This is a genomic window from Nonomuraea maheshkhaliensis, from assembly GCF_039529435.1.
Classification (GTDB): Bacteria; Actinomycetota; Actinomycetes; order Streptosporangiales; family Streptosporangiaceae; genus Nonomuraea; species Nonomuraea maheshkhaliensis.
In genome coordinates this window covers 26,092-49,758 of sequence record NZ_BAAAMU010000041.1, presented here as the reverse complement: position 1 = coordinate 49,758, position 23,667 = coordinate 26,092, and the positions used below count along the sequence as shown (strand labels likewise).

Below are 23,667 nucleotides of genomic sequence, written 5' to 3'. Positions count from 1 at the left end.
GTCGGTTCAGCCGGGATCGCGGGCGCAGCGGAAGCCGGTGTTGCCCCCGGCGCTGTCCGGCGTGTTGTGGGAGCGGGCCGCGACCCGGTAACGGTTGCAGTAGGAGCTGTGGCACAGGTACGAGCCGCCACGCATCACCCGGTCGGTGCCCGAAGGCGGGCCGATCGGGTCTCGTGCCTGCGGAGGATGCTCGGTGCCCCACCAGTCGGCGCACCACTCCCAGACGTTGCCCGCCATGTTGTGCAGTCCGAAGTCGTTGGGCGGGAACGCGTGCACCGGCGCGGTCCCCGCGTAGCCGTCCTCGGCCGTGTTCGTGACCGGGAAGCGGCCCTGCCAGATGTTGGCCATGTGCCGGCCGCCGGGGGTGAGATCGTCACCCCAGGGGTAGCGCCGCTGGTCGTGGCCGCCGCGTGCGGCGTACTCCCATTCCGCCTCGGTCGGCAGCCGTTTGCCGGCCCAGCGGGCGTAGGCGGTGGCGTCGTGCCAGGACACGTGGACGACCGGGTGATCGCCGCGGTCCTCAAGACCGCTGCCCGGTCCCTCGGGATGGCACCAGTCCGCTCCCCTGACGGCCGCCCACCACGGGGTCACCTCGGGCCGCGGGGAGATCCGGCGCAGCTCCCCGTTGAGAAATCGAACGAACACGTACGACCAGCCGATGCGTTCCGCTTCCGTGACGTACCCCGTGGCTGCGACGAACGCCTTGAAGCCATCATTTGTCACCGCGAAGCTGTCGATGAGGAACGGAGAGAGCTCCACCGTGCGCACCGGTCCTTCGCCATCGAACGGGAAGCCCTCGGCGTCGTTGCTGCCCATCCGGAACTTCCCGCCGGGAAGCAGTACCATCCCGTCATCGGATCCGCGCCCCTCGTGTCGAGGGAGCACCGCCGGAACGCCGGTCGGCGGGCGGCCCGGGGCGCAGCAGCCACTCATGCCACCGCTCCGGTCCGGGCGAGTTCCCCGGCGAAGTGGCAGGCGGCCAGCTGCCCTGTGGCGGTCGGGGTGAGTGCCGGCGGCTGCTCGGCGCAGACCGTCCGCTCGGGATGGTTGAGCGGGCCGATCGGGCACCGGGTGCGGAACCGGCATCCGGTCGGCGGGCTCATGGGGCTGGGCAGGTCACCGCCGAGCACGATCCGCTCGCGGGTGCGCTCGGCGGTGTCCGGGATCGGGGACGAGGCGAGCAACGCCGCCGTGTACGGGTGTTGCGGCGCCGTGTAGACCGACTCGGCGTCGCCGATCTCGACGAACCGGCCCAGGTACATGACGGCGACCCGGTCGCTGAGGTGCCGCACCACCGCCAGGTCGTGGGCGATGAACAGATAGCCCAGGCCGAGCTCGTCGCGCAGCGACTCCAGCAGGTTGATGATCTGCGCCTGGATCGACACGTCCAGCGCGGAGACCGGCTCGTCGAGAACCAGCAGCTTCGGCTGCGCGGCGAGGGCGCGGGCGATCCCGACGCGCTGGCGCTGCCCTCCGGAGAAGGCGTGCGGGTAGCGGTCGAGGTGGCGTTCGCTGAGGCCGACGCGCTCCACGAGCGCCACCACCTCGGCCTCGCGCGCGGCTGCCGGGAGGCCGCGCACGGCGAGCGCCTCGTCCAGGGATTGGCGGATGGTGCGCCGGGGGTTCAACGACGCGTACGGGTCCTGGAACACGTACTGCACCGTCTCGCGGAGTGCCCGGTCATCGGTGCGATCCTTCCCGCCGACGTGGATCGATCCCGAGGTGGCCACGTTGATGCCGACGATGGTCCTGGCCAGGGTGGACTTGCCGCAGCCCGACTCGCCCACCAGCCCGACGGTCTCGCCGCTGGACACGGTGAGGCTGATGCCGTCGACGGCGTACACCGGCCGGTGCCGCCGGATCAGTCCGGCCTTGTCCGCGGCGACGTCCACCCGGAGATCGGTGATCTCCAGCAGGGGCGCCGGGGTGCGGTCACGCCGTGCCCCGCCCGCGGCGGCGGTAGGCATCGGCGGGATGGCCGCGCCGCGCTGCGTGACATGGCAGGCGGCCAGGTGGCCATCGCCCGCCCGTGGTGACAGCGCGGGCACCGCATCGGAACAGATGTCCTCACTCAACCGGCAGCGCGGGTGGAAGGGACAGCCTCGCGGCAGGTGCGCGGGGTCGGGCGGAGCCCCGGGTATGGAGGGCAGGCGCCGCCCCGCGGAGTGCTCGTCGATGCGGGGCATGGCGGCGAGCAGGTCGGCGGTGTAGGGCAGTTCGGGGCGGCGGAAGATCAGGTCCACCGGGCCGCGTTCCATGACCCGGCCGCCGTACATCACGACGACCTCGTCGCACATCTCGGCGACCACCCCCATGTCGTGGGTGATCATCAGCACCGCGATGCCCAGCTCGTCGCGTAGCCGGCCGAGCAGTCGCAGGATCTGCGCCTGCACGGTCACGTCCAGCGCGGTGGTCGGCTCGTCAGCGATCAGCAGCGAAGGCGAGCCGGCCAGCGCCACCGCGATCACCACGCGCTGCCGCATGCCGCCGGAGAACTGGTGCGGGTAGTCGCCGAACCGGCGTTCGGCGTCGGGGATGCCGACCTGGCCAAGCAGCTCACGGGCCCGCTCGCGCGCCTCCCGTTTGGCGCTACCGTGCACGATCAGTGCCTCGGCGATCTGGTCGCCGACGGTCATCGCCGGGTTGAGGGCGGACTGCGGGTCCTGGAAGACCATCGCGATCTCGCAGCCGCGTAGTTCCCGCATCCGATTCTCCGGCAGAGCCAGCAGGTCCGCGCCGCGATAGCGCACTTCCCCTGCGGTGATGCGGCCGGGCGGGCGCACCATGCGCAGGATCGAGCGGGCCGCGACCGACTTGCCGGATCCGGACTCGCCCACGATGCCGACGATCTGTCCGGCGTGGATCGAGAACGTCACGTCGTTGACCGCGTGGACCACGCCGCCCGGCGTGTCGAACTGGGTGCGCAGGCCACTCACTTCCAGGAGGGGCTGCGAGTGCTGTGTCATCGTCGGTTCGCCGCCTGGTTGAGAGCGTCGGACAGGAGGGTGAAGGACAGTGCGAGCAGCAGCAGCACGAGGCCGGGGCCGAGCACGTAGGCGGGCAGGCTGTCGATGTATCGCGCGCCCACGTTGAGCATCGCGCCCAGCGACGGGTTCGGCGGATTGATCCCGAGCCCGACGATGCTCAGCCCGGCCTCGATGAAGATCGCCACCACCATGTACACGGTGGCCTGCACCAGGATGGGGTCGACCACATTGGGCAGGATGTGGCGGACCATCACCGTCGGGCGTGGCACACCGAGCACGCGAGCCGCCAGGACGTACTCCCGCTGCTGCTGGGCGAGCAGCCCCGCGCGGGCGAGCCGGCCGAATCCGGGCAGCCCGGCGGTCACGATCGCCGTGAACAGGGCCGTCCAACCCGCGCCGATCATCATCACGATCATGATGCCGAGGATCAGGCCGGGGAATCCGAGGATGATGTCCAGCACTCGCTGGGTCGCCGAGCCGAGCAGCCGGGAGACATAGCCGGCCAGGCCGAGCAGCGTGCCGATCACCATGCTCACCGGCACCGCGGTGAGGATCAGGCCCAGGTCGGTACGCAGTCCGTACAGCGTACGGACAACGATGTCGCGCCCGAACTCGTCGGTGCCCAGCAGGTGCGCCGCGGACGGTCCGGCGAGCGCGTCCCTGGCCTGCTGGTCGTAGCCGCCTGGTGCCAGTACCGGCGCGAGCAGGGCCAGCGCGACCAGCAGTGTCAGCAGCACTGCCGCCGCGATGCCCTTCGCGGTCCGGAACGCCTGCGCGTACGGCGCCAGCGCGCCGCCGCGGCCGCGCCGGCGGCGGACCGTCGACTCGCCGATCTCCAGCAGCGCCGGAGCGGCGGGCGTCTTCTTCGCCATGGTCATCTTCACTGTCCCAATCGGATCCGGGGATCAAGAACGGCCAGAGTGATCTCGGTCAGCAGCTGCGCGATCACGGCGATGAGCACCGTGCCGACGATGAGGACCTGGATGACCGCGTAGTCGGCGCTCTGCGCCGCCGACACGGCCAGCTGGCCCAGCCCGTTCCTGGCGAAGATGGCCTCGATCACCACGGCGCCGGCCAGGAGGTCGCCGAACCGGATCCCGATCGCGACCACCCCCGGGCCCAGGCTGTTGCGCAGTACGTGCCGGACGCTGATCCGCCGGGACGGCACGCCCTTGGCCACCGCCAGATCGATGAAGTCCTCCTGGCGCACCGCCAGCATCGAGGTCTGCACCAGCCGCGCCACTCCGGCCGACATCGGCAGCGCCAGCGCCAGCGACGGCAGCAGCAGATACTGCATGCCGAGGTCCGGGCTCTGCAACACCGACATCTCGCCGCTGACGGGCAGGAGCTGGATGGCGACCCCGAACACCAGGATCAGCAGCAGTCCGACCAGGAACGGGGGCGCGGCCAGCAGGCCGGTGTTCGTCGCGTCGGCGAACAAGCGCGACCACCGCGAGCGGGCGGAGCCGGCCAGTACGCCCAGTCCGATCCCGAACAACGCCAGGAACAGTCCGGCCAGCACGGCCAGCTCCACCGTGCTCTCGACGCGGGTTCCGATCAGCTCGGCCACCGGGCGGCCGTACTGGAAGGATCGCCCGAGGTCGCCGGTGAACAGGCCGCCCATCCAGTGCAGGTACTGCGTCACCAACGGCTGGTCCAGGCCCAGCTGGGCACGGATGGCGGCGATGGTCTCGGGGGTGGCGTCCGGGCCGGCGATCACGGCTGCTGGATCGCCCGGTGCCAGTCGCGGTAGCAGGAACGCGATCACGCTGGTGGCCAGCAGCACCAGCACCACTGACGGGATGCGTCGGATCAGGTAGCGGATCATCGGACCAGGCACGTCTCACGTGACAGGAGGCCACCTGAGACCAGGGAGAACCCTTGGACAGCCGTGGATTTGGCGGTGATGGCCGGGGTCGTCACCAGAACGTGCTGCACCGCCTGGTCGAGCATGTACGTGGTGAGCTTTCGCACCGCCTCCGCGCCGGCCTGCCCGCCACCCGCCTGGATCACCCCCTGGACGAGAGCGGTGTACTCCGAGCTGCTGAATGTGCGGTGGGCGCCTTGGAGCCGCACGTCTGGGTTCGTCTGCGCGACCAGCGACGGGCTGGGCACCTGGCCGCGGAAGGACAGGTAGTTCCCGCCCTTTCCCGCGGCGAGTCGAGCCTGGTAGTCCGGCGCGGGGAGCGCGACCAGTGTCGGCTTGAGCCCGATGTCGGTGAGGTTGTTGGCGATGATCTGGTACACGGCCTGCAGCTGGGGGTTGTTGATGATGGTGATCGGCACCTCGGCCCCGCTCGCGCCGGCTTCTTCGATCAGCTGCCGAGCCCGGTCGGGGGTGTAGCGGTAGGCGTTCTCCAAGTCCTTGGGATACGCGGAGCCGGTGAGCCACAGCAGGCCGCTGGTGTTGCCGAGGCCGCTGAAGACCTGCTGTTTGATGCGGTCTCGGTCGATGGCGTACCCGACGGCCTGGCGGACAGCCTTCTTCGCGAACGCGCCACTCGTGTCCAGGACCAGGGAGTACAGCACGTTCTGGCCCTCGTTGAGCTGGAACTGGCCGCCCTTCTGGGTGACGGTCGCGGCGTCCTGGGTCGTCAGACCGGACGCCACCTGCGCCCGCCCGGACCGCAGGGCGGCGAGCTGAGCGGTCGAGTCGGAGATCACCACGTTCTCGATGCGGTCGAGGTGGGGCAGCGTCTTGTCCCAGTAGCGGTCGTTGCGGACCAGCGTGATCTGGGCGCCCGGCTGGTAGCGCTCCAGCCGGTAGGGCCCGGTTCCAATGATCTTGGAGCCGTCGGCGAGGTCCTTGTAGGTCTGCGAGTCCACGATGGGGGTGTCATCGAGGACGCTGGCGAGCACGGGCGACAGGGGCGTCTTGGACTCGATGGTGACCTCGTGCTCGCCCGTCGCCTTGATTCGCCAGCCGCTGATGATCTGCTTGTCGTTCGACGGGCTCGCCGGGGTGAGCGCCTGCTTGAAGGTGTACACCACGTCGGCCGAGGTGAAGGGGCGACCGGAGTGGAAGGTCACGCCATCACGCAGGGTGATCGTGGCGGTCCGGTCGTCGCCGCCGACCTTCCACGCGGTCGCCAGCAGCGGCACCGGATGTGCGAGGTCGCTGCCCTTGACGCTGATCAGCGGTTCGAAGACGCCGCGCACCCAGAACAGGTTGGCGGCGCCTTGGGCGAGGACACGGCCGGGGATGGGCGGTTGCGCGCTCGCGGCGACCAGCGTGCCGCCCGCTCGGCAACTCGCGGTGGAGACGCCGGCGGCTTGTTGCCGTTCCAGCTTGACCGCGGATTGGCAGCCTGCCGTCAACGCGGACGACAGGGCCAGTGTCAGGGCGGCTCGGAGAGCTGAACGGGAGTGTCGACGGCTTTGTATGCCTGTGCGCATGTTTGGTGCTCCTCGTTAAGCCGGGACGACGTCGCTCGCGAGCACGCTTGCGCTGACGTCGTCATGCCGACTGATGCGCCGGTCCGCGCGGGGACCGTGGCGCAGGGGGTGTTTCTGGAAGGTCAGGCCTCTGCCTGCGGAGGCTCTACCAGTGGAGTCACGGTGTTCGGGTGGTTCTCGAGGCGCAGCAGGCTCGCCTCGAAAAGCCCGCACATGTCGATCGCAGGGTCGCGGAGCCACTGCAGTTGGAGACCGTTCATCAGCGAGACCAGCTCGGCGGCCGCGGCTGCCGGATCGAGTGATGACAGGAGCCGGCCCTTCGCCTGGTCAGCCTCGATCAGTTGGGCTATCCGGTTCCTGACCCGCTGGTTGCGCTGATAGAAGAAGTCGTGGGCCGGGTGCGCCGGGTCCAGGCTTTCGGCCGCTTGGACGGTGAACAGCCGGACGAGATCGGGTTGCGTCTCGTTGCGGCGGCAGAACGCCATCAGCCACTCGCGGGTGGTGGTCTCCGTGCCCGCGAACTGTGCTTCGACATACTGCTCGTCCTGGAGATCGCGCTGCTGGAGCACCGCGATGATGAGGGCCTCTTTGCTGCTGAAGTGGTGCAGCAGTCCAGGCTGGGAGACCCCGACCTTCTGGGCCACCTCGGCCAGGCTCGTGCCCCGGAAGCCCGCGATGGCGAACGCGTCCGCGGCGACGGCGAGGATCTGCTCCCGCCGCGCGGCGGCCGGGCGCCGGATCCGGCCCGTCTCTTCTCGTGCCATGCCTGCCTCCGTTCCGCGTTCACCGGTTCACGGCCTGGCTACTGAGCTGTGAATTATTCGTAACCTACCGAGTACTCGGTAGGTAAGGAAGACCTACCGGCCAGTAACGTGAGCGGAGGCCTCGCTGCCCAGCCGGGCGACCAGTTCGTCGGGGATTTCCGCAGCCGATCGGGCATGGGCCCGCAGTGCCATGAGCAGGGTGTCCCGTACGCGGGCGCACCTCGGGTCGGCAGCGAGATTGCGCAGCTCGCTGGGGTCGGCGAGGCTGTCGGCCAGGAACACGTCCTCCTCGTCCGGCGTCGCGGGCTGCCCGTCGAGGCGAACGGTCGAGTCGAGCCGGTAGCGACCGTTCCGGATGCAGGTGCGCCGGGGCCAGCCGCGCCCGCCGTACCAGGTGCCCGCGTTCCGGTTGGGGAACGCTCGGCTCGCCGGGCCCCCGTAGCCGATGGTCGCCATGACGTGCTCGGGAGCCGGGTCGGTGAACAGATCGCGGCCGCCGGTCTCCGCCCCTGCCGCGATCCCGGCCAGGCCGAGCAGAGTCGGGCCCAGATCGAGGGATTGGGCGAGATCGCCGCGCCGCGCCGGGGCCAGGTGACCGGGCCGGCGCACGATGAGCGGCACCCGATGGCTCTGGGGCGCGAAGGTGTGCTTGCCGAACGCACCGCCCTCCCCCAGGTGCACGCCGTGGTCGGAGGTGAGCACGACAATGGTCTCCTCGGCGATGCCCAGCTCGTCCAGCGCGGCGAGGAGCGCCCCGATCTGCTCGTCCACCCAGGCCACCAGTGCCAGGTAGTCCGCTTGGGCCCGGCGCAGATCGCGCTCGGCCATCTCGCGCCCGCCGTTCAGCTCGCCGAAGCGCCGTTCGAACCGGCTCTCACCGGCACCGCGGTCGAGGTCGCGGCCTGGTTGCGCGTCCGGCCGGAAGACGCGGGCCCACCGTTGAGGGGGCACCACCGGCGTGTGCGGCTGCAGGAACGACGCGCGCAGCAGGAACGGCGTGGACGCCTGGCGCATCCAGGCGATGGCGCGCCGGGTCACCTCTTCAGGGCGGTAGTCCTCATCACGGTGCCTGCCTCCGACGACGAAGCGCATGCCTGGTGTGCGGACCAGCGAACGTTCGTCGCCGCCGGCGAGCGGGTCGCGCATTCCGGCGCCGGTGTGGTCGTCCAGCTGCCATGGGGTGAGCGCGGACGGGATGTGCTCCTTGCCGAAGCTGGCGGTGGCGTAGCCTGCGGCGGCGAACACTTCAGGAAAGGTGACCAGCCCTTCGGGGAGAGGGAACCCCGGGCTTGCCGCCTCATTGTGGTAGACGCCCGTCCGGTCCGGGGGAAGGCCGGTCAGAGCGGAGGTCCGGCTGGGCACGCATACCGGCGAGTTGGTGTAGCAGCGGTCGAACACCACTGCGCCGGCCGCCAGCGCGTCCACGGCGGGAGTGTGCGGGCTCAGCCCTCCGGCCGTCGCGTAGCAGCCGAGCGCGTCGGCGCGCAGTTCGTCACAGTACAGCCAGAGGATGTTGGGGCGGCGGAAGCTCATGTGGCGGCCTCCGCCGCGCACAGCCCGAGCAGCGCGTCGCTGAGTTCGGCGAGCCTTTTCCGCGGCAGCAGTCCGATGGCGGTGGCCGCGATCTCCACGAGGCTGAGTGGTCCTGCCATGGCCGCGAGCGGGCCTGACAGCAGGCCGGGGAGCCGCTGGTCCAGGAGCGCTCGCGCGGCCGGGTCGGTCAGTAGTTCCCGCAGCGGGGTGTGCACGCTCAGCGGCCCGTCGGGGTAGTCCTCGCGTCGCACCGGCTCGCGTGCCGCCACGACCCGGGTCCATTGCCGCCGCACCTGCAGATGGCGCTCATCGGGCTCGTCGTGCGCGGGCAGGCCGAGCCGTTCGTACTGCTCGGCAGGCGCGTCGCCGTCTCGCATCAAGCCGACCAGGAGACGGATCATCCTGGCCTCCAGCGCGTCGTCGATCAACGGCCGCTGCTGCTCCGGGTCCTCCTGGAGGTCGAACAGCAGGGTGCCGAACGTGTGCGGGTTGGACATGGCCTGGCCCGAGGTCCGCAGCACCGGCACGTCCTTGGTGAACGCGAACGGCGCCACGAGCTCGGCCTCGCGCAACTCCTCGGGGCGGAAGCGGGCCATCATGTGCGTGGGCATCAGCGTGTATTCGAACAGCGGGCCGTTGGACGGGCCCTCGGGCGCGCGCATGTAGACGTAGCGGCCGTCGGTGACGCTCACGTGACCGCCGAAAGCGCCGAAAAGGGCCGCCTGACGCACCGGCCTGTCCGATGCGACCACCTGCCCCAGCGGCCTGCCCTGCATGTCGGGAGGGCACGGGAGGCCGAACCATTCCAGCAGCGTCGGCCCGAAGTCGATCGTCTGCACCAGGGCCGAGCGGTGTTCGCCCGCCGCCTGCGCGGAGCGGGGGTCCCACACGAACAGCGGCGTGTGAATCGTCTCGTCGTACCAGGGCGGCACGTTCTTGCCCCACCAGCCGTGCTCGCCCAGCAGGAAGCCGTGGTCGGTGACGACCATGAGCAGGGTGTCGCGCCACAGGTCCAGTTCGTCCATGCGGTCGAGCACCCGGCCCAGCGACCGGTCGCACATCGACAGCAGCGCCGCGTAGCGGTTGCGTACGTGCGCGACCTGCTCGGGGGTCTCCAGCACCTGCGCGTAGTCGGGCCAGTCCAGGTGCGGACCGTCGTAGTCCTCGGGGTAGAGGTCGTGATAGCGCTGGTAGCTGAAGAACGGCTCGTGCGGGTCGAACGTCTCGATCTGCAGGAACCAGCCGTCCTCGGCATGGTTGACGTCCAGGAAGTGCAGGCCGGCGTCGAAGGTCAGCGTCTGCGGGTGGTCGGCCTCGTCGGCGAGGTAGCGGCGGTTCACCCAGTCCTGGCGGTAGGCGGGCCGCCGGACGCGTCTGAGATCCTCGGGCATCTCCGGGTCCGCGACCTGGCCCTTCCAGAAGTCGCCCTCCTGACCGCGGAAGAACTCATAGGTACGGAAACGGTTGTGGTACGTCGCGCCACCGTCCTCCCAGTAGTGGGCGTGATCGGTGGCCAGGTGCGTGTGCACGCCCGCGTCGGTGAGCAGTTGCGGCACCGAATCGTCGAACGGCTCCAGCGGCCCCCATCCCCGATGCAGGAAGTTGTAGCGCCCGGTGTGCATCTCCCGGCGTGCCGGCATGCACGGCATGCTTCCCGCGTAGCAGTTGTCGAAGGTGGTCGCACGCTCGGCGAGCCGCGCGAAGTTCGGTGCGTGGACGCCCTCTGCCCCGTAAGGCGGCAGGTGGCGGCGGTTGAGGCTGTCGAACATGACGACGATGGCCTTCACGGGTTCCCCTTCCAACGCTTTACCTACCGAGTATTAGGTAGGTAACGTTGTGGACATACAACCGTCGCACCGCCCTCATAGCAACCCCCTGGAGACATCGTGGCCACCCCGCCCGACATCGTGGTGATCGTCGCCGATCAGCTCCGCGCCGACGCGGTGGGCGCCTTCGGCGCGAAGCATGCTCGCACTCCGCACCTCGACGCGCTCGCCACCGACGGGATGACCTTCACGAACGCGTTCGTCCAGCATCCTGTGTGCTCGCCAAGCCGGGCATCCTTCCTCACCGGCTGGTATCCGCACACGACCGGCCACCGGACCCTCGACGGGCTTCTGCGCCCGGAGGAGCCGAACTTCTTGCGGACGTTCCGCGACCAGGGTTACCGGGTCGTCTGGGCGGGCGACCGAGGCGACACGTTCGCACCGGGTGCCACCGAGCTCAGCGTGGACGAGCACGGTTTCACCCGGCCCCCCGCCGGGCCACGCTGGGGAGGCGCTCCCTACCAACGGATGCGGCGCCGCCCGGAGATCACCGGAATCGGGCCCGACGACCCGCTCTGGGACCGGCTTTTCTACGGCGGTGAAGTCCTGGACGACGCGCTCGATTTCGACGAGGCGGCCGTGCGGACCGCGGAGTCATGGCTGCGTACCGTCCCATCGCAGCCATGGGTGCTGTTCGTGCCGCTGGTGGCGCCGCACTGCCCGTTCGAGGTGCCGGAGCCGTGGTTCTCCTTGCACAATCGCGCGGAACAGCCGCCCCCGGTCGCGGCGCCCGACGGAGACAACCCCGCGTACCTCGCGGCGATCAGGGACAGGCACGGTCTCGCCCGTGCCACCCCCGAGGTATGGCAGGAGGTGGCCGCCGTCTACCACGGCATGGTGTCCCGTTTGGATGATCACGTCGGGCGCATTCGCGCCGCCGTCGCCGCCGCGGGGACCACCGACAACACCGTGATCGCGTTCTTCGCCGATCACGGCGAGTACCTGGGCGATTTCGGAGTCGTCGAGAAGTGGCCCTCCGCCATGCACGCGTGCATCACCCGCGATCCGCTGATCCTCAGCGGCGGCCCCGTGCCCTCCGGCCGCACCAGCGACGCGCTCGTCGAGCTCATCGACGTGATCCCCACCCTGCTCGACCTCGCCGGCATCAGCGCGACCCACAGCCATTACGGGCGCAGTCTCCGGCACCTGTTCGACACCCCGGACGCCGAGCACCGCACCTACGCGTTCACCGAAGGCGGCTTCCTGGTCGAAGAGGAGCCGAGGATGGAGCGCGGCCCGTTCCCGTACGACCTCAAAGGCGAGCTCCAGCACGAGAACCCGACCCTTGTCGGCAAGGCGTTCGCCGTGCGAGACCGCGACTGGACCTACGTGTGGCGCCTCTACGAACCACCGGAGTTGTACAACCGCCACGCCGACCCCGACGAGACCGATAACCTGTGCGGAAGGCCGGACCACGCGGCCGTCGAAGAGAGGATGCGCACCGCGATCCTGTCCTGGCTCGCCGCCACCACGGACGTCCTCCCCATGGACCGAGACCCTCGCCGCCCCACCGTCGACTTGCCGACGCCCGGCCTGGCAGCACCCGCATGAAACCGGCCCGCAGACGCCTGGCCCCCAGGTAGACCTGTTCGGATCAACGACGAGCCCGCCATCGAGGCGGTCAGCCTCACCCGTACCTCCACCGAAGCACCAGGAGTCCCCGGCCGACTCGGCGGAGGCGGACCGGAGCAGCCGCAATGCACCCGGCGACAAGCCTGTCAGGATGTCGGCGGCCTCGTCCAGATCCGGGCACCCCCTCCGAACGTTCTGACGACCAGGCTCGCTACCTGTCATGCGCACTCCTCGCCGCCCCCAGCGGCCACGCTCCGTCGTCAACGGAACGGGCAGCCCGACGAATGCCGATCACGCGATCAGCGACTCCGGCCAGTCCCTCTCCTCCCGAGGCGGGCCGCAGCCACCCTCTCCTCCAGCTTCGTGAGCACGTCAGGGAGCGTCAGATCGATACCTCTCCTGGGCGTCGGCCGAGAACCTCGGGCACCCGGCTGTGCCGGCGCACCATCGCCGCCGATCCTTCGTCGATGTAGCCGAGGCAGCACGGGATCGCCTCGTGGTCGGCGACGAGGTGGCGGTGATGGATCGGCCCGTGCTGGGCGATCTTGTTGCGGAGGACCTGAGCGCCCGGTTGAGCACGAGCACTTTCGGCCCGCCCGGCGGCGAGTGACGGGCGAGCCGGCCGCTGACCGTGCGCATGAGCCGCGGTACCGGCGGGGGCCGGATCGGCGGGCAAGGCGCATGGAGCCGCCGGCGTGTGGAGCCATGCGCGCCGGGCGCGGCCCGGCCATCCAAGCGGCGGGTCGCGCCGGGAATGTCTATCGAAGGTGTGACGCATTCGCAGGTTGGTCCGCGACAGGCTCGGCACATGAACATCACACGCGCTCTGGCCGCGGCGGTCACGCTGATGGCCCTCTGCCCGTCCGCCGCCGCAGCCGGTGCCCGGGAAGGCGCTCTGAGCTGGGGTGACTGCCCAGGAGGGAGCGGCGCCACGGGCATGCGCTGCGCCACGCTGCGGGTTCCGGTGGACTGGTCGAAGCCCGGCGGCCGCACGATCGAGCTCAAGCTGGGCCGGCTGGCCGCCACCGGATCGCGCCCGGCCAAGGGGACGGTGCTGGCGAACTTCGGCGCGGGCGCACCGGGGATCGCCTACCTTCGTGACGTGCCCGGCGTGTCGACCGCGTTCACGCAGCTTCGGCAGAGCATGGACATCGTCACCTGGGACCCGCGCGGCTACACCAACGGCCACAGCACGCCCCTGCCCTGCCGGATCACGAGCAAGACCGATCCCGAGCTGCCTGACGATCAGGCGGGATTCGACCAGATCGCGGCCGGCAACCGGGCGGACGCCGCCCCGTGTCACGATCCCGATCCCCAGTTGTTCGACAGCATCGGCTCGGTCACGCACGCCCGCGATATGGAGGCGATCAGACGCGCCCTCGGCGAGCCCAGGATCAATCTCTTCATGGGTTCGTACGGCGGTGCCTTCGGGCAGGCGTACGCTCACCTGTTCCCGAAGCGCATCCGGACCATGGTCCTGGACGGGACAGGCAACATGAGCGATCCGGAGAAGGAGAACGCGGCCCGGGCGCGCGACAGCGAGCGGCGGCTGCGGCGATTCCTCGCGTGGTGCGCGGACGAGCCCTCTTGCGTGCTGAGAGGCAAGGACGTACCGCGCCTGTGGCAGGAGCTGGTGGCGCGGTCGGACCGGGCACCGCTTCAGCCCGGCGGCTTCGACGGCGTCAGACTGCAGGACTACCTCGGACAAGCGCTGATCTCCCAAGGACCCGAGCGGTGGCCGGCCCTCGCCGAGGCCATCGCCGCCGCCGGACGTGGTGACGCGTCCAAGTTCGCCGCCTTCCCCGCGCTCGGTGGACCGAACCCGGACGTCATCGCGTGTCAGGACATGCCGCGACCTGCGAGCCATGCCGCGCTGAAGGCTGCCATGAAGCGGCTGCGCGCCGTCGCGCCCAGCACCGGGACGGGTGGCACGACGGTGACCAGGCTTCGCTGCCTCGGCTATCCATCGCCGGTGACCTTCCCTGCCGGGCCGCTGCCCAAGACCGTGCCGCCGCTGCTCGGCGTAGGCACCTGGGCCGACTTCCCAGCCACCGAACGGGTCGTCCGCCAGGTACGGGGAAGCCGGACGATCTACCATGACGGGCCGGGCCACGAGATCTACCTCTCGGGCAACGCCTGCGTCACGGAGAAGGTGAACGCGTACTTCGTCGACAAGACTCTCCCTGCTCCCGGGACCGAATGCTGATGCCCGAATTTGCCCTGGCAGCCGGGTGTGTCCCAGGGTGAGCCGCATGCCACCTGAGCACAGAGGCCGGCTCCGGACGTTCCGCATGCTCGCGGGCACCCGTCGCCTCCCGCAGCCCACCCGCCGGCCGGCGGACGGGAGCCGCCGCCCGCGATGGTGGCGGCTTCCGCCGGTGATCCCGGGCATCCCGTCGATGGCCGCCGATGCCCTGCAGGCGCTCGCCTCCGCGATCGCCGTCTACGCGGTGGCGAGCTGGGAGCGGGCACTGTGGGACCTGAGTGGGGGAAGTGGAGGAGTCACCGCGCCGACCGTGCCAGGTGAGCCGGGCGTGGGCATTCCCCTGATGCCGGCCGCCTTCAGCGTGGGCGTGGCCGCGCCGCTGGCGCTGCGGCGCCGGTTCCCGCTGAGCGCGGCGCTCGTCTCGGTGGCGGTGGCACTGCTCGGTACGGGGGTGCCTGGATGGCCGGGGCGGCTGGTGGCGGCCGTCGCGCTCTGCTCGGCCACCTATCATCGGCCACGGCAGGCCCCTGTTCTGCTCGTCCTGGCCGTGGCATCGGCACTGACGCCGATCTTGTTCGCCACTCCGCTCCCGGGCGGCGCCTGGCCACCCGGGTTCGCGGGCCGGGTCAGCCCCACACCCCTGGCGCAGGGTGTGCTGATCGCCGTCGCGCCGATCGCCGTCGGATACGCGTCGCGCCTGCACCGGGAACACGCCGAGCAAGAGATCCTGCTGCACCAGGCCCAGGCCGCCCGGGTCGTGGCCGAGGAGCGGGCCTGGATCGCCAGGGAGATCCACGACGCCGTCGGACACCACCTGACCGCGATCCGCATGCAGGCGAACGCCGCCCGCCACGTCCTGCCCGACGCGCCTCCACCGGCCGCACGCGCCCTCGGCACCGTGGCCGATCTGTCCGCCTCCGCGTTGCGCGACGTCCGCCTCCTGCTGACGGCGCTGCGCGACGACCACCGGCCCACCGGCGCCACCCTCGCCGACGTGCCCGCCCTCGCCGACCGGCTGTCAGCCCCCGGCTGCCGCGTTCACGTCACGATCGACCGGCACGCCGCGGCCGGCCCGCTGCCCGCCCTGGTCGACCACGCCGGCTACCGCCTCGCCCAGGAAGCCCTGACCAACGCGGTACGGCACGCCGCCGCGAGCCGCGTGGACGTGCGGATCCACCAGGACCTGGACACCGTGACCATCCTCGTCGAAGACGACGGCCAGGGCCGCCCACCGGCCGGCCACCCACCGGCCGGGAGCGGCCTGCGCGGCATGCGGGAACGCGCCCACCTGCTCGGCGGACGGCTCGACATCGGCCCCCGCCCCCCGCACGGATGGCGCGTCGAGGCCGTCCTGCCCACCCACAGCGGAGGATGACATGACGATCCGGATACTGATCGCCGACGACCAGCCCGAGGTCCGCTCTGCGCTGCGGCTCGTCCTCGACGCCGAGCCGGACATCGAAGTGGTCGCCGAGGCGGGCGACGGGTCCCAGGCCGTGCGCGCGGCACACCGGCATCGCCCCGACGTCGTCATCATGGACATCCGCATGCCGCGCATGGACGGCCTGGCCGCCATCGAAACCCTCACCGGCGCGGGCACCGTACCCACGATCATCGCCCTGACCACGTTCGACCTCGACGAGTACCTGTTCGGCGCGCTCCAAGCAGGAGCCGCCGGCTTCCTGCTCAAGGACACGGACCCACGCCTGCTGCTCGACGCCGTCCGCGCCGCCCACCAGGGCCACGGGCTCATCGATCCCCAGGTGACCAGACGCCTGATCCACCGCTTCGCCACCCTCAGCCCCAAACCGGTCACCCCGGCGTACAACCAACTCACCGTCCGCGAGCGGGAAGTGCTCCACCACCTGGCGCAAGGGCGCAGCAACGCCGAGATCGCCCGGGAACTCTGGATCGAGGAGGGCACGGTCAAGACGCACGTCAACCGCATCCTCGCCAAGCTCCGCCTACGCACCCGCGTACACGCCGCGATCTACGCCCATCAGCATCGCCTCTGATCCCTGCTCGCGGCCGATCACGCGGGACGGCGCACACCGCGATCCGTCAGCACCTGGACGGCCTCACCGCCCGCCACCTGCCGCTCGCGCGGGCTCGGAGTCGGATGGCGTTGACGACGCGGTGTGCTTCATGCTCCCGGAGCGTCGATCGGGTTGCTGCCGAATCGGCCGGAGAGCGCGACGACCCGTTCGAGGTGAGCGAAGGCGCCCTCCGGATGCCGATGGACCTCGTCGAGAAAGCTGCTTCGCATGCTCGATGCGAAGTCGAGCCGCGGATAGGCCGTCAGGATGTCGGCGAGATCATCGGACGCGAGCCCTTCCCGGCCGAGTCCGGCGACGTCGACGGCCGCCCCCGCTTGGACCAACCGGAACACGGGCACCTGCTCGGCCACGAGGTTGGCGTGCCGCAGAATCGCCTCCTCCACGAGGTGGATGCGCTCGAGGTCCCATCCGCGCCCTTCGAGGAAGCGGCACGCCACATCGGCACCGACGCGTGCGAACTCGCTCTCGCCGGCGTAAGTGTCGGTGAGGCCGAGATCGTGGATCATCGCCGCGACGAAGGCGGCCTCCTCGTCGGCTTCGGGCTCTGGCACGAGGCACCGGCCGAAGAGGTACGTGCGATAACTGTGATTGAGCAGGTAAGCGGGTGCGGCCTCGGCGGCGAGGTCGGCGGCTGCCCGGCTCGTGGGCGTTCGAGGAATCGCGGGGATCATCGGCTGGTCCATTCGTCAGAGGAATCGAACGATCACCATCATCGTCGGCGGCACGACCTGTGTCCGCAAGGACGCGGACATGTCAGATCCGGACACGGCTGCGCCGGGCGGGTCACGTCCGGATGTGACATGTTCATGTCGCTGCGGACATGCCGACGATCCGGCAGAGTTGGTGCCATGACCTCTCACCTCGTCGTGATCACCGTGTTCGACGGCGTGGAGCTCCTCGACGTCGCCGGACCGCTTGAGGTGTTCTCCACCGCTGATCGCCTCCTGGGCGAAGACGTCCCCGGCTACAGGACGCTGGTCGCCGGCCCCCGGCCTGGGCTCGTCCGCTGTGCCGGGGGTACCTCGATCGCAGCCGATGTCTCATGGAGAGAACTGCCTCGCGAGATCGGCACTCTCGTCGTGCCGGGTGGCCTGGTGTTCGATGAGAGCGGGGTGAAGGCGCTGGAGGTGGAGTCGCTTGTCCAGTGGCTGGCCGGTCACGCCGCTCACAGCGCGACTCGAATAGCCTCGGTATGCGCGGGAGCGCACATGCTGGCCACCGCCGGGTTGCTCGACGGGCGGCGGGCGACGACGCACTGGGCGACGGCGGGCCAGCTCGCCGCCGACCATCCCGAGGTGACCGTCGAGCCCGACGCGATCTACGTGCGTGACGAGCACGTCTGGACGTCGGCGGGCGTGTCCACGGGGATAGACCTCGCGCTCGCCCTGGTCGCCCGCGACCACCATGCCGAGTTGGCCCGCCGTGTCGCCCAATGGCTCGTCATGTACATGCGGCGACCGGGCGGTCAGAGCCAGTTCAGCGAGCTTCTGGCGTACTCGTCAGCCACGGACGCCCAGGTCGCCCGCCTGCAGGCATGGATTCCGGATCATCTCACCGAGGACCTGTCCAACGACGCGCTCGCGCGCCGGACGAACCTCAGCGTCCGGCACTTCTCGCGGCTCTTCCGTCAGCACGTCGGGGTGACACCTGCACAGTATGTGGAGTCGGTCCGACTCGCCGCCGCCGCGCGGCAACTCGTCCACACCGGCAATGGGCTCAGAGCCATCGCGAACGCGGTCGGGCTCGGCTCGGTCGAGACGTTCCACCGGCTGTTCAAGCAGCGCTTCGGCGTCACGCCCGCGGCCTATAGGGAGCGTTTCACCACAGTGGAAGCATGACCGTGTCGTCTCGCCCTGACACCGCCGCTGACACGGCACCGCGTGAAGGAAAATCTCTCGCAGGGATCGAAGACACCCTTTCAAACACCCGCTGCCACCGCGATGCCCAGTCCCAGCAGGACGACGCCGGTGATCACGCTGAGTCCCCGCAGGACGGCCGGCCGCGACACCAGGGCGCGACCCCGGCCGACGGCCCAGGTGAGCAACGCGTACCAGGAGGCGCTGACGAGCGCCCACAGGGCTCCCAGGGCGACGGTCGACAGGAACACCGGGCCTTGCGCGGTCACGAACTGGGGCAGCACCGAGACGGCGAACACGCCCGCCTTGGGGTTGCCGAGGTTGGTGATCAGGCCGGTGACATATCCGCCCGCGAAGCCGGTGCGCCGCCCCTCCTCGCGGGACGGGCGGGCGGAGATGGGGGTGAGCGCGGTCCGCAGCGTGTTCACCCCGAGAATCATCAGCACGACGCCGCCGGCGATCCGGAGCGCCGCGTATGCGGCGGGGCTGGCGAGCAGGACGGCGGACAGCCCGGTCGCGGCGGCCGTCGACCACAGCAGGAAGCCGCTGGCGTTGCCCGCGAGCGTGCCTTGCAGCGTACGCCGGCCGCCTTCCAGAGCCTGGCGGATCATCAGGGCTTGGCTCGCGCCTGGCAGCATCGCCAGCAGCAAGGTGGTGGCGAGGAAAACGGGCACATGCGTGGGCATGGGAAAGAACCCCTTCCCGGGGAACGCGGCCGATGGATGCACCACCAGGCTTCCCGTCTCGCGCCCCAAAGAGAAGTTAAAAGAGAAGGGCGCAGCGTTAAGATGAGTAAATGCTGGTGGATCCGGGGCAGCTGCGCCTTCTCGCCTTGATCGAGCGGCACGGCTCCCTGACGGCGGCGGCGCACGCGCTCCAGCTCACACCCGCGGCGGTCACCCAGCAGGTGGCCAAGGCCGAGCGCGACTGGCAGGCGCCCCTGGTCATCCGCGGTCCTCGCGGAGCAACGCTCACCGCGGCCGGTGCGCTGCTCGCCTCCCACGGCCGAACCGTGGAGGAGGCATCGGGCAAGGCCGAGGCGCAACTGGCCGCGCTGCTCGGCCACCTCTCCTTCCGTCTGCGGATCGGCACGTTCCAGGCGGCTGCCCTGCACCTGCTGCCACCGGCCCTGACGGCCCTGCGCCACCGCCATCCGGACGCCGACATCTCCCTCATCGACGTGGTGTCCGGACGCGGAGCGGGCGAGATCATCGCCGGGCGCCTGGACCTGGCCGTCGTCGCATCCTGGGGAACGCCGCTCGCCCCGCCCCCGCACCTGCGGGCCCACCCGCTCCTGCTGGACCCGATGGTCGTGGTCCTCCCCGATGACCACCCGCTGGCCACCGGGCAACCCGCGGACACCGCTCTGCACCTGCGACAACTACGCGACGAATCGTGGGTCTCCATCCTGGCCGGCCACGCCGCCCGCGAACAGTTCCACGACGCCGCCCGCCAGGCCGGCTTCACTCCCACCGTACGGTTCGAAACCGAGTCCTACGACGTCGCCCAGGCCCTCGTCGGCACCGGCATCGCGGTGGCACTGGTCTCACGCCTGGCCCTGACCCACGCGCCCGGCACCACCCACCGCGAACTGGCCCACCCCAGGCCCTACCGCCAGATCTACGCCTTGACCAGAACCGACGCCGGCCTCACACCACTCGCAGACCTGCTCATCGACCTCCTCCGTGATGTCGCGAGCGACATCACCGCCACCTGGTAAGCCCCCTCGCAAGAAAGAACAACACTCACCGAACTCACGGCCTACTCCCTGCTCGATTCACCCCGGTTCCCAGTCGTCAAGGAGACGACGCGGCACGAAGCCGGATTTGGACCGGCCCGATCAAGCTGATGAACGCGGTCGAGGCGAGGTGGAGGCCTCGCGTGGAAGGCTGCGCCGCTTGTCCCGATGCGGCGACGCCGGTTTCACCGGCTGATGGGCAGCGGTCCCGCCTCAGGGGTGAAGAATCGGCGGTCGACGTGCTCCACCGCGTGGTCGATCGCGCCCACCACCACGCACTCGTCGCCCAGCGTGGACGCCCGCACCTCGGGCGGGCGGATGCAGCGCTGTTCGAGCCGGTCGCGCAACGGGGGCAGCAGGACGTCGGCCGAGCGGGAGAATCCGCCGCCGAGGACGACCAGTTGCGGGTCGAGCAGCAGCACCATGGCCGCGGTGCCCACGGCCAGGTCGTCCACGTAGCGGAAGAGCTCCTCCAGCGTGGCCAGGTCGCCGGCGCGGGCGGCGGTCAGCGTGTGGCCGGCGGCGTCCTCGGGTGAGGTGCCGGGCGGCACGACGGCGCTGGTGTTGAGGTGCTCGGGGGCGTGGAACCAGCGGGACTCCGGCAGCATGGCGACTTCGCCGGCGGCCGCGCCGAACCCGCGGTGGACCTTTCCGTCGATGATGAGCCCGGCGCCCATGCGCCTGCCGACGTGCAGGAACACCACGTCGCGGGCATCGCGGGCGGCCCCTCGCCGAAATTCGGCCAGCGCCGCCAGCCGGCTGTCGTTCTCGACCAGGATCTCGCACGGGAACATCTCCCGCAGGCGGCCCGCCAGGTCCAGGCCGGTCCACGCCGGGACGGCGGCGGAGAAGGCGATGCGGCCGTCGGGAGTGATCACGCCGGTGGTACCAGCGGCCACGGCCCACAGATCGGCAGGGGTCTTGCGGCTGGCCGCGAGACAGCCGGATACGGCGCGTTCGATGGCGGCCAGGCGTTCGTCCAGCGGGGCGTCCGGTTCGACGGGCTGGCGGGTCTCGGCCAGGACGTGGCCGTCCAGGTCGGACAGCGCGGCCCGGACGTTGTGCCCGCCTATGTCGACGCCGACGAGATGCCCGCTGTCGGCGCGGAAGCGGTAACGGCGGGCCGGTCGTCCCATGGTGCCGGGGCTCGGCGATACCTCTTCGACCCAGCCGAGTGAGGCCAGTTCGTCGACCACCTCCTTCGTGGAGGGGCGCGACAGCCCGGCCCGTTCGGCGAGCGCCGACAGGGTGAGCGGTCCGGTCTCCCGCAGTGCCCTGATGGTGGTCAGGGAGTTGAGCTGCCTGAGGCGGGACAGGTCGCCGCCGCGTAGATCCACCAAGCCACCTTAATGTAGGTCTCCTCTGTAATCAGACATTATGCCAGCGTCGGCAGCCGGGCGCGTGCTCCAGGATGGCCGCATTTGCCCGGAAGTTGTCCATTGACCGTTGTGATCGTTCACTGCTACTAATGAAGCGCTCCTTCTTAAGTGAGATGAGGCAGGCGATGTCCTTCGCAGATATCGGCGAGGTCGGGTGCGCGCGGGGCGAGGCGCGGGTGTTCGAGTTCGGATGGCAGTCGTGGAGCCCCACCGGCGTCTACCGGTTAGGTGACACCCCGCCCCGACCGGCCGACGGCAACATCCAGACCCTCTGCTACCGCCCGGAGACGCCGGTACCGGCCGGGTCGTTCCAGGGCGAGGGCCTGCTGGCCGTCGATCCGGGGGACGGCGGCCCGGTGGAGCTGTGGTCGGCGCCTGATCCGCCGGCCGTGCCCTCGATCCGGGCGCGCCGGGTGAACGACCGTCTGGTGATCTCCGCCGACGGTCCGGTACGGCATGAGCGCGTCGAGGGGGGCCTGGGACGAGCGCTGCGCCATTGGGCCGACGGCCTGGCCCCCAGCCGCGCTTTCCCGTCCGTGCCACCGATGTGGTGCACCTGGTACGGCTACTTCGACCGGGTCACCGAGGCCGACGTGCTGGAGAACCTGAAACTGGCCGCCGAACACGAGCTCGGCGTGGACATGTTCCTCATCGACGACGGCTACGAGGCGGGCATCGGGGACTGGCTGGACCCCAGGCCCGGCTTCGGCTCGCTGGAACGGGCGGTCGGTGCCGTGACCGCGTCGGGCGCGAGGGCCGGCATCTGGACGGCGCCTTTCCTGGTCGGCCACGACAGCCGCCTGTACAGGGAGCACCCGGACTGGATGGCCGGCGGCGCTCACGCGGGCCACATGTGGGACCAGGACCTGGCCGTGCTCGACGTCACCCATCCGGACGCGGCCGCGTACCTGGTCGGCGTCTTCGAACGGTTCGCCGCGATCGGCGTCACCCACTTCAAGCTCGACTACCTCTATGCCGGCGCTCTGGCCGGGCGGCGGCACGAGGATCTCGGCCCGATCGACGCCTACCGGCGCGGCCTCGAACTGGTCCGCCGGGGCGCCGGCCCCGGCGCCACGCTGCACGGCTGCGGCGCGCCGATGCTACCGAGCATCGGCCTGGTCGACATCATGCGCGTCAGCCCCGACATCGCGCCCACGCTGCACCCGAAGAAGGGCGACCTCAGCCAGCCGTCGCAACTCGGCGCCCGGCTGACCGGCGCGGCCCGCGAGTTCCTGCACGCCCGCTGGTGGGTGAACGACCCCGACTGCCTGATCGTCCGCCCCGAGGTCGAGGCACGCGAGGAATGGGCCGCGCACATCGGCGCGACGGGCGGCCTGCGCGGCTCCAGCGACCCGATCGCCGCGCTCGACGACTGGGGGCTGTCGGCCACCCGGCGGCTCATGGTCCCCACCCGCACGGAGCCGGCATGAGGCGGCACGGCGGCATCCGCGGCCGGGAGAGGCCGTTCCCGTCGCACACCCGCGGCACCTGGTACGCCTACCTGTTCGTGGGGCCGAGCCTGTTCGGCGTGGTCGCCTTCCTGCTGCTGCCGGTCATCGTCGTCTTCGTCCTCAGCTTCTTCCACTGGGAGCTGCTGTCGGACCCGTCCTTCACCGGGCTGGAGAACTACGCCCGCCTGGTCGGCGACGGCGAGGCCTGGCATTCGCTCTGGGTGACCGTCCTGTACGTGCTGCTGTGCGTCCCGTTGCAGACCGTGCTCGCCCTGGCCGCCGCCATGCTGCTGAACCAGCGGGTCAAGGGCGTGCGGTTCTACCGGTCCCTGTTCGTGGTGCCCTGGATGGCCACCCCGATCGTGCTCGGCCTGGTCTGGAACTGGATCTTCGACCCGCGCGACGGCGCGCTCAACCAGGCGTTGTCCCTGATCGGCGTGACCGGCCCGGACTGGCTGTCGGACCCCTCGTGGGCGCTGCCCGCCGTCGCCCTGGTGACGGTCTGGCAGTACAGCGGCTACAACATGCTGTTCTTCCTGGCCGGGCTGCAGGGCATCCCGAAGGAGTTGTACGACGCGGCCGCCACGGACGGCGCCACGCCGCGCCAGCGGTTCTGGCGGGTGACGCTGCCCCTGCTCAACCCCACGATGTTCTTCGTCATGGTGACGAACATGATCGGCGCCTTCCAGGTGTTCGACACCGTCTACGTGATGACGAACGGCGGGCCCTCGGGCAGCACCGCGGTGCTCAACTTCACGATCTTCGAGACCGCGTTCAGGCGGTTCGACTTCGGCTACGCGTCCACGCTGTCGATGCTGCTCTTCGTGATCATCCTGCTGGTCACGCTGGTGCAGGTCAGGTTCTTCAGCAAGCGCACCACTTACGACCTGAGCTGAGTGACG

19 protein-coding genes are annotated in these 23,667 nt (G+C 70.4%); 8 read left to right on the top strand and 11 right to left on the bottom strand.

Annotated elements, in window-relative coordinates:
• Positions 1-6: 6 nt before the first annotated feature.
• From ABFX54_RS26360 to ABFX54_RS26325, 8 genes are all read right to left on the bottom strand, one after another.
• On the bottom strand, positions 7-933 hold the full coding sequence (locus ABFX54_RS26360; protein WP_487047321.1) for a formylglycine-generating enzyme family protein: 927 nt from the start codon (positions 931-933) through the stop codon (positions 7-9).
• Positions 930-2,966, bottom strand: a complete 2,037-nt coding sequence (locus tag ABFX54_RS26355; protein WP_346109007.1) for a dipeptide ABC transporter ATP-binding protein — start codon at positions 2,964-2,966, stop codon at positions 930-932. The genes ABFX54_RS26360 and ABFX54_RS26355 overlap by 4 nt, the downstream gene beginning before the upstream one ends.
• On the bottom strand, positions 2,963-3,859 hold the full coding sequence (locus ABFX54_RS26350; RefSeq protein WP_346109006.1) for an ABC transporter permease: 897 nt from the start codon (positions 3,857-3,859) through the stop codon (positions 2,963-2,965). The genes ABFX54_RS26355 and ABFX54_RS26350 overlap by 4 nt, the downstream gene beginning before the upstream one ends.
• Positions 3,860-3,867: 8 nt before the next feature.
• Entirely contained in the window at positions 3,868-4,815 is a 948-nt protein-coding gene (locus ABFX54_RS26345) for an ABC transporter permease (protein ID WP_346109004.1), read from the bottom strand.
• Positions 4,812-6,305 carry an ABC transporter substrate-binding protein gene (locus ABFX54_RS26340; protein ID WP_346109003.1) on the bottom strand — a complete coding sequence of 498 codons (1,494 nt, stop codon included), beginning with the start codon at positions 6,303-6,305 and terminating at the stop codon, positions 4,812-4,814. Before ABFX54_RS26340 ends, ABFX54_RS26345 begins: the two co-directional genes overlap by 4 nt.
• A 200-nt stretch (positions 6,306-6,505) precedes the next feature.
• The gene (locus tag ABFX54_RS26335; RefSeq protein WP_346109001.1) at positions 6,506-7,147 is read right to left on the bottom strand and encodes a TetR/AcrR family transcriptional regulator; all 642 of its coding nucleotides are present in this window, start codon (positions 7,145-7,147) and stop codon (positions 6,506-6,508) included.
• Between the two features lie 93 nt (positions 7,148-7,240).
• Positions 7,241-8,680 (bottom strand): sulfatase family protein, encoded by a 1,440-nt coding sequence (locus ABFX54_RS26330; protein ID WP_346108999.1) that lies wholly within the window; start codon positions 8,678-8,680, stop codon positions 7,241-7,243.
• Entirely contained in the window at positions 8,677-10,467 is a 1,791-nt protein-coding gene (locus ABFX54_RS26325) for a sulfatase (protein WP_346108997.1), read from the bottom strand. The genes ABFX54_RS26330 and ABFX54_RS26325 overlap by 4 nt, the downstream gene beginning before the upstream one ends.
• A 99-nt stretch (positions 10,468-10,566) precedes the next feature.
• Between ABFX54_RS26325 and ABFX54_RS26320 the strand changes: the two genes are divergently transcribed.
• The 4 genes from ABFX54_RS26320 (at position 10,567) to ABFX54_RS26305 (ending at position 16,299) form a co-directional block, all read left to right on the top strand.
• Positions 10,567-12,057: a sulfatase family protein gene (locus ABFX54_RS26320; protein ID WP_346108996.1), complete on the top strand. Its 1,491-nt coding sequence runs from the start codon at positions 10,567-10,569 to the stop codon at positions 12,055-12,057.
• An 829-nt stretch (positions 12,058-12,886) separates the two neighbouring features.
• Positions 12,887-14,284 carry an alpha/beta fold hydrolase gene (locus ABFX54_RS26315; protein WP_346108994.1) on the top strand — a complete coding sequence of 466 codons (1,398 nt, stop codon included), beginning with the start codon at positions 12,887-12,889 and terminating at the stop codon, positions 14,282-14,284.
• A gap of 46 nt (positions 14,285-14,330) precedes the next feature.
• Positions 14,331-15,659 (top strand): sensor histidine kinase, encoded by a 1,329-nt coding sequence (locus ABFX54_RS26310; RefSeq protein WP_346108993.1) that lies wholly within the window; start codon positions 14,331-14,333, stop codon positions 15,657-15,659.
• A 1-nt stretch (position 15,660) separates the two neighbouring features.
• The gene (locus ABFX54_RS26305) at positions 15,661-16,299 is read left to right on the top strand and encodes a response regulator (protein ID WP_346108991.1); all 639 of its coding nucleotides are present in this window, start codon (positions 15,661-15,663) and stop codon (positions 16,297-16,299) included.
• Positions 16,300-16,427: 128 nt separating this feature from the next.
• Here the strand turns inward: ABFX54_RS26305 and ABFX54_RS26300 are convergent, their stop codons facing one another.
• Positions 16,428-17,012 carry an HD domain-containing protein gene (locus ABFX54_RS26300; protein ID WP_346108989.1) on the bottom strand — a complete coding sequence of 195 codons (585 nt, stop codon included), beginning with the start codon at positions 17,010-17,012 and terminating at the stop codon, positions 16,428-16,430.
• 195 nt (positions 17,013-17,207) lie between these two features.
• On the opposite strand from ABFX54_RS26300, the gene ABFX54_RS26295 reads away from it, so the two are divergent.
• The gene (locus ABFX54_RS26295; protein ID WP_346108988.1) at positions 17,208-18,179 is read left to right on the top strand and encodes a GlxA family transcriptional regulator; all 972 of its coding nucleotides are present in this window, start codon (positions 17,208-17,210) and stop codon (positions 18,177-18,179) included.
• 80 nt (positions 18,180-18,259) lie between these two features.
• On the opposite strand, the gene ABFX54_RS26290 is transcribed toward ABFX54_RS26295, so the two are convergent.
• Positions 18,260-18,883 carry a LysE family translocator gene (locus ABFX54_RS26290; protein ID WP_346108986.1) on the bottom strand — a complete coding sequence of 208 codons (624 nt, stop codon included), beginning with the start codon at positions 18,881-18,883 and terminating at the stop codon, positions 18,260-18,262.
• 110 nt (positions 18,884-18,993) lie between these two features.
• Here ABFX54_RS26290 and ABFX54_RS26285 point away from each other — a divergent pair, with 110 nt between their 5' ends.
• Complete coding sequence (locus ABFX54_RS26285) at positions 18,994-19,917, top strand: LysR family transcriptional regulator (protein ID WP_346108985.1); 924 nt, start codon at positions 18,994-18,996, stop codon at positions 19,915-19,917.
• A 203-nt stretch (positions 19,918-20,120) separates the two neighbouring features.
• Here ABFX54_RS26285 and ABFX54_RS26280 read toward each other — a convergent pair whose 3' ends face one another.
• Positions 20,121-21,272, bottom strand: a complete 1,152-nt coding sequence (locus ABFX54_RS26280) for an ROK family transcriptional regulator (RefSeq protein WP_346108983.1) — start codon at positions 21,270-21,272, stop codon at positions 20,121-20,123.
• Positions 21,273-21,439: 167 nt separating this feature from the next.
• Between ABFX54_RS26280 and ABFX54_RS26275 the strand changes: the two genes are divergently transcribed.
• Positions 21,440-22,744 (top strand): glycoside hydrolase family 36 protein, encoded by a 1,305-nt coding sequence (locus tag ABFX54_RS26275; RefSeq protein WP_346108981.1) that lies wholly within the window; start codon positions 21,440-21,442, stop codon positions 22,742-22,744.
• Positions 22,741-23,661, top strand: a complete 921-nt coding sequence (locus ABFX54_RS26270; protein ID WP_346108979.1) for a carbohydrate ABC transporter permease — start codon at positions 22,741-22,743, stop codon at positions 23,659-23,661. The genes ABFX54_RS26275 and ABFX54_RS26270 overlap by 4 nt, the downstream gene beginning before the upstream one ends.
• Positions 23,662-23,667 lie beyond the last annotated feature (6 nt).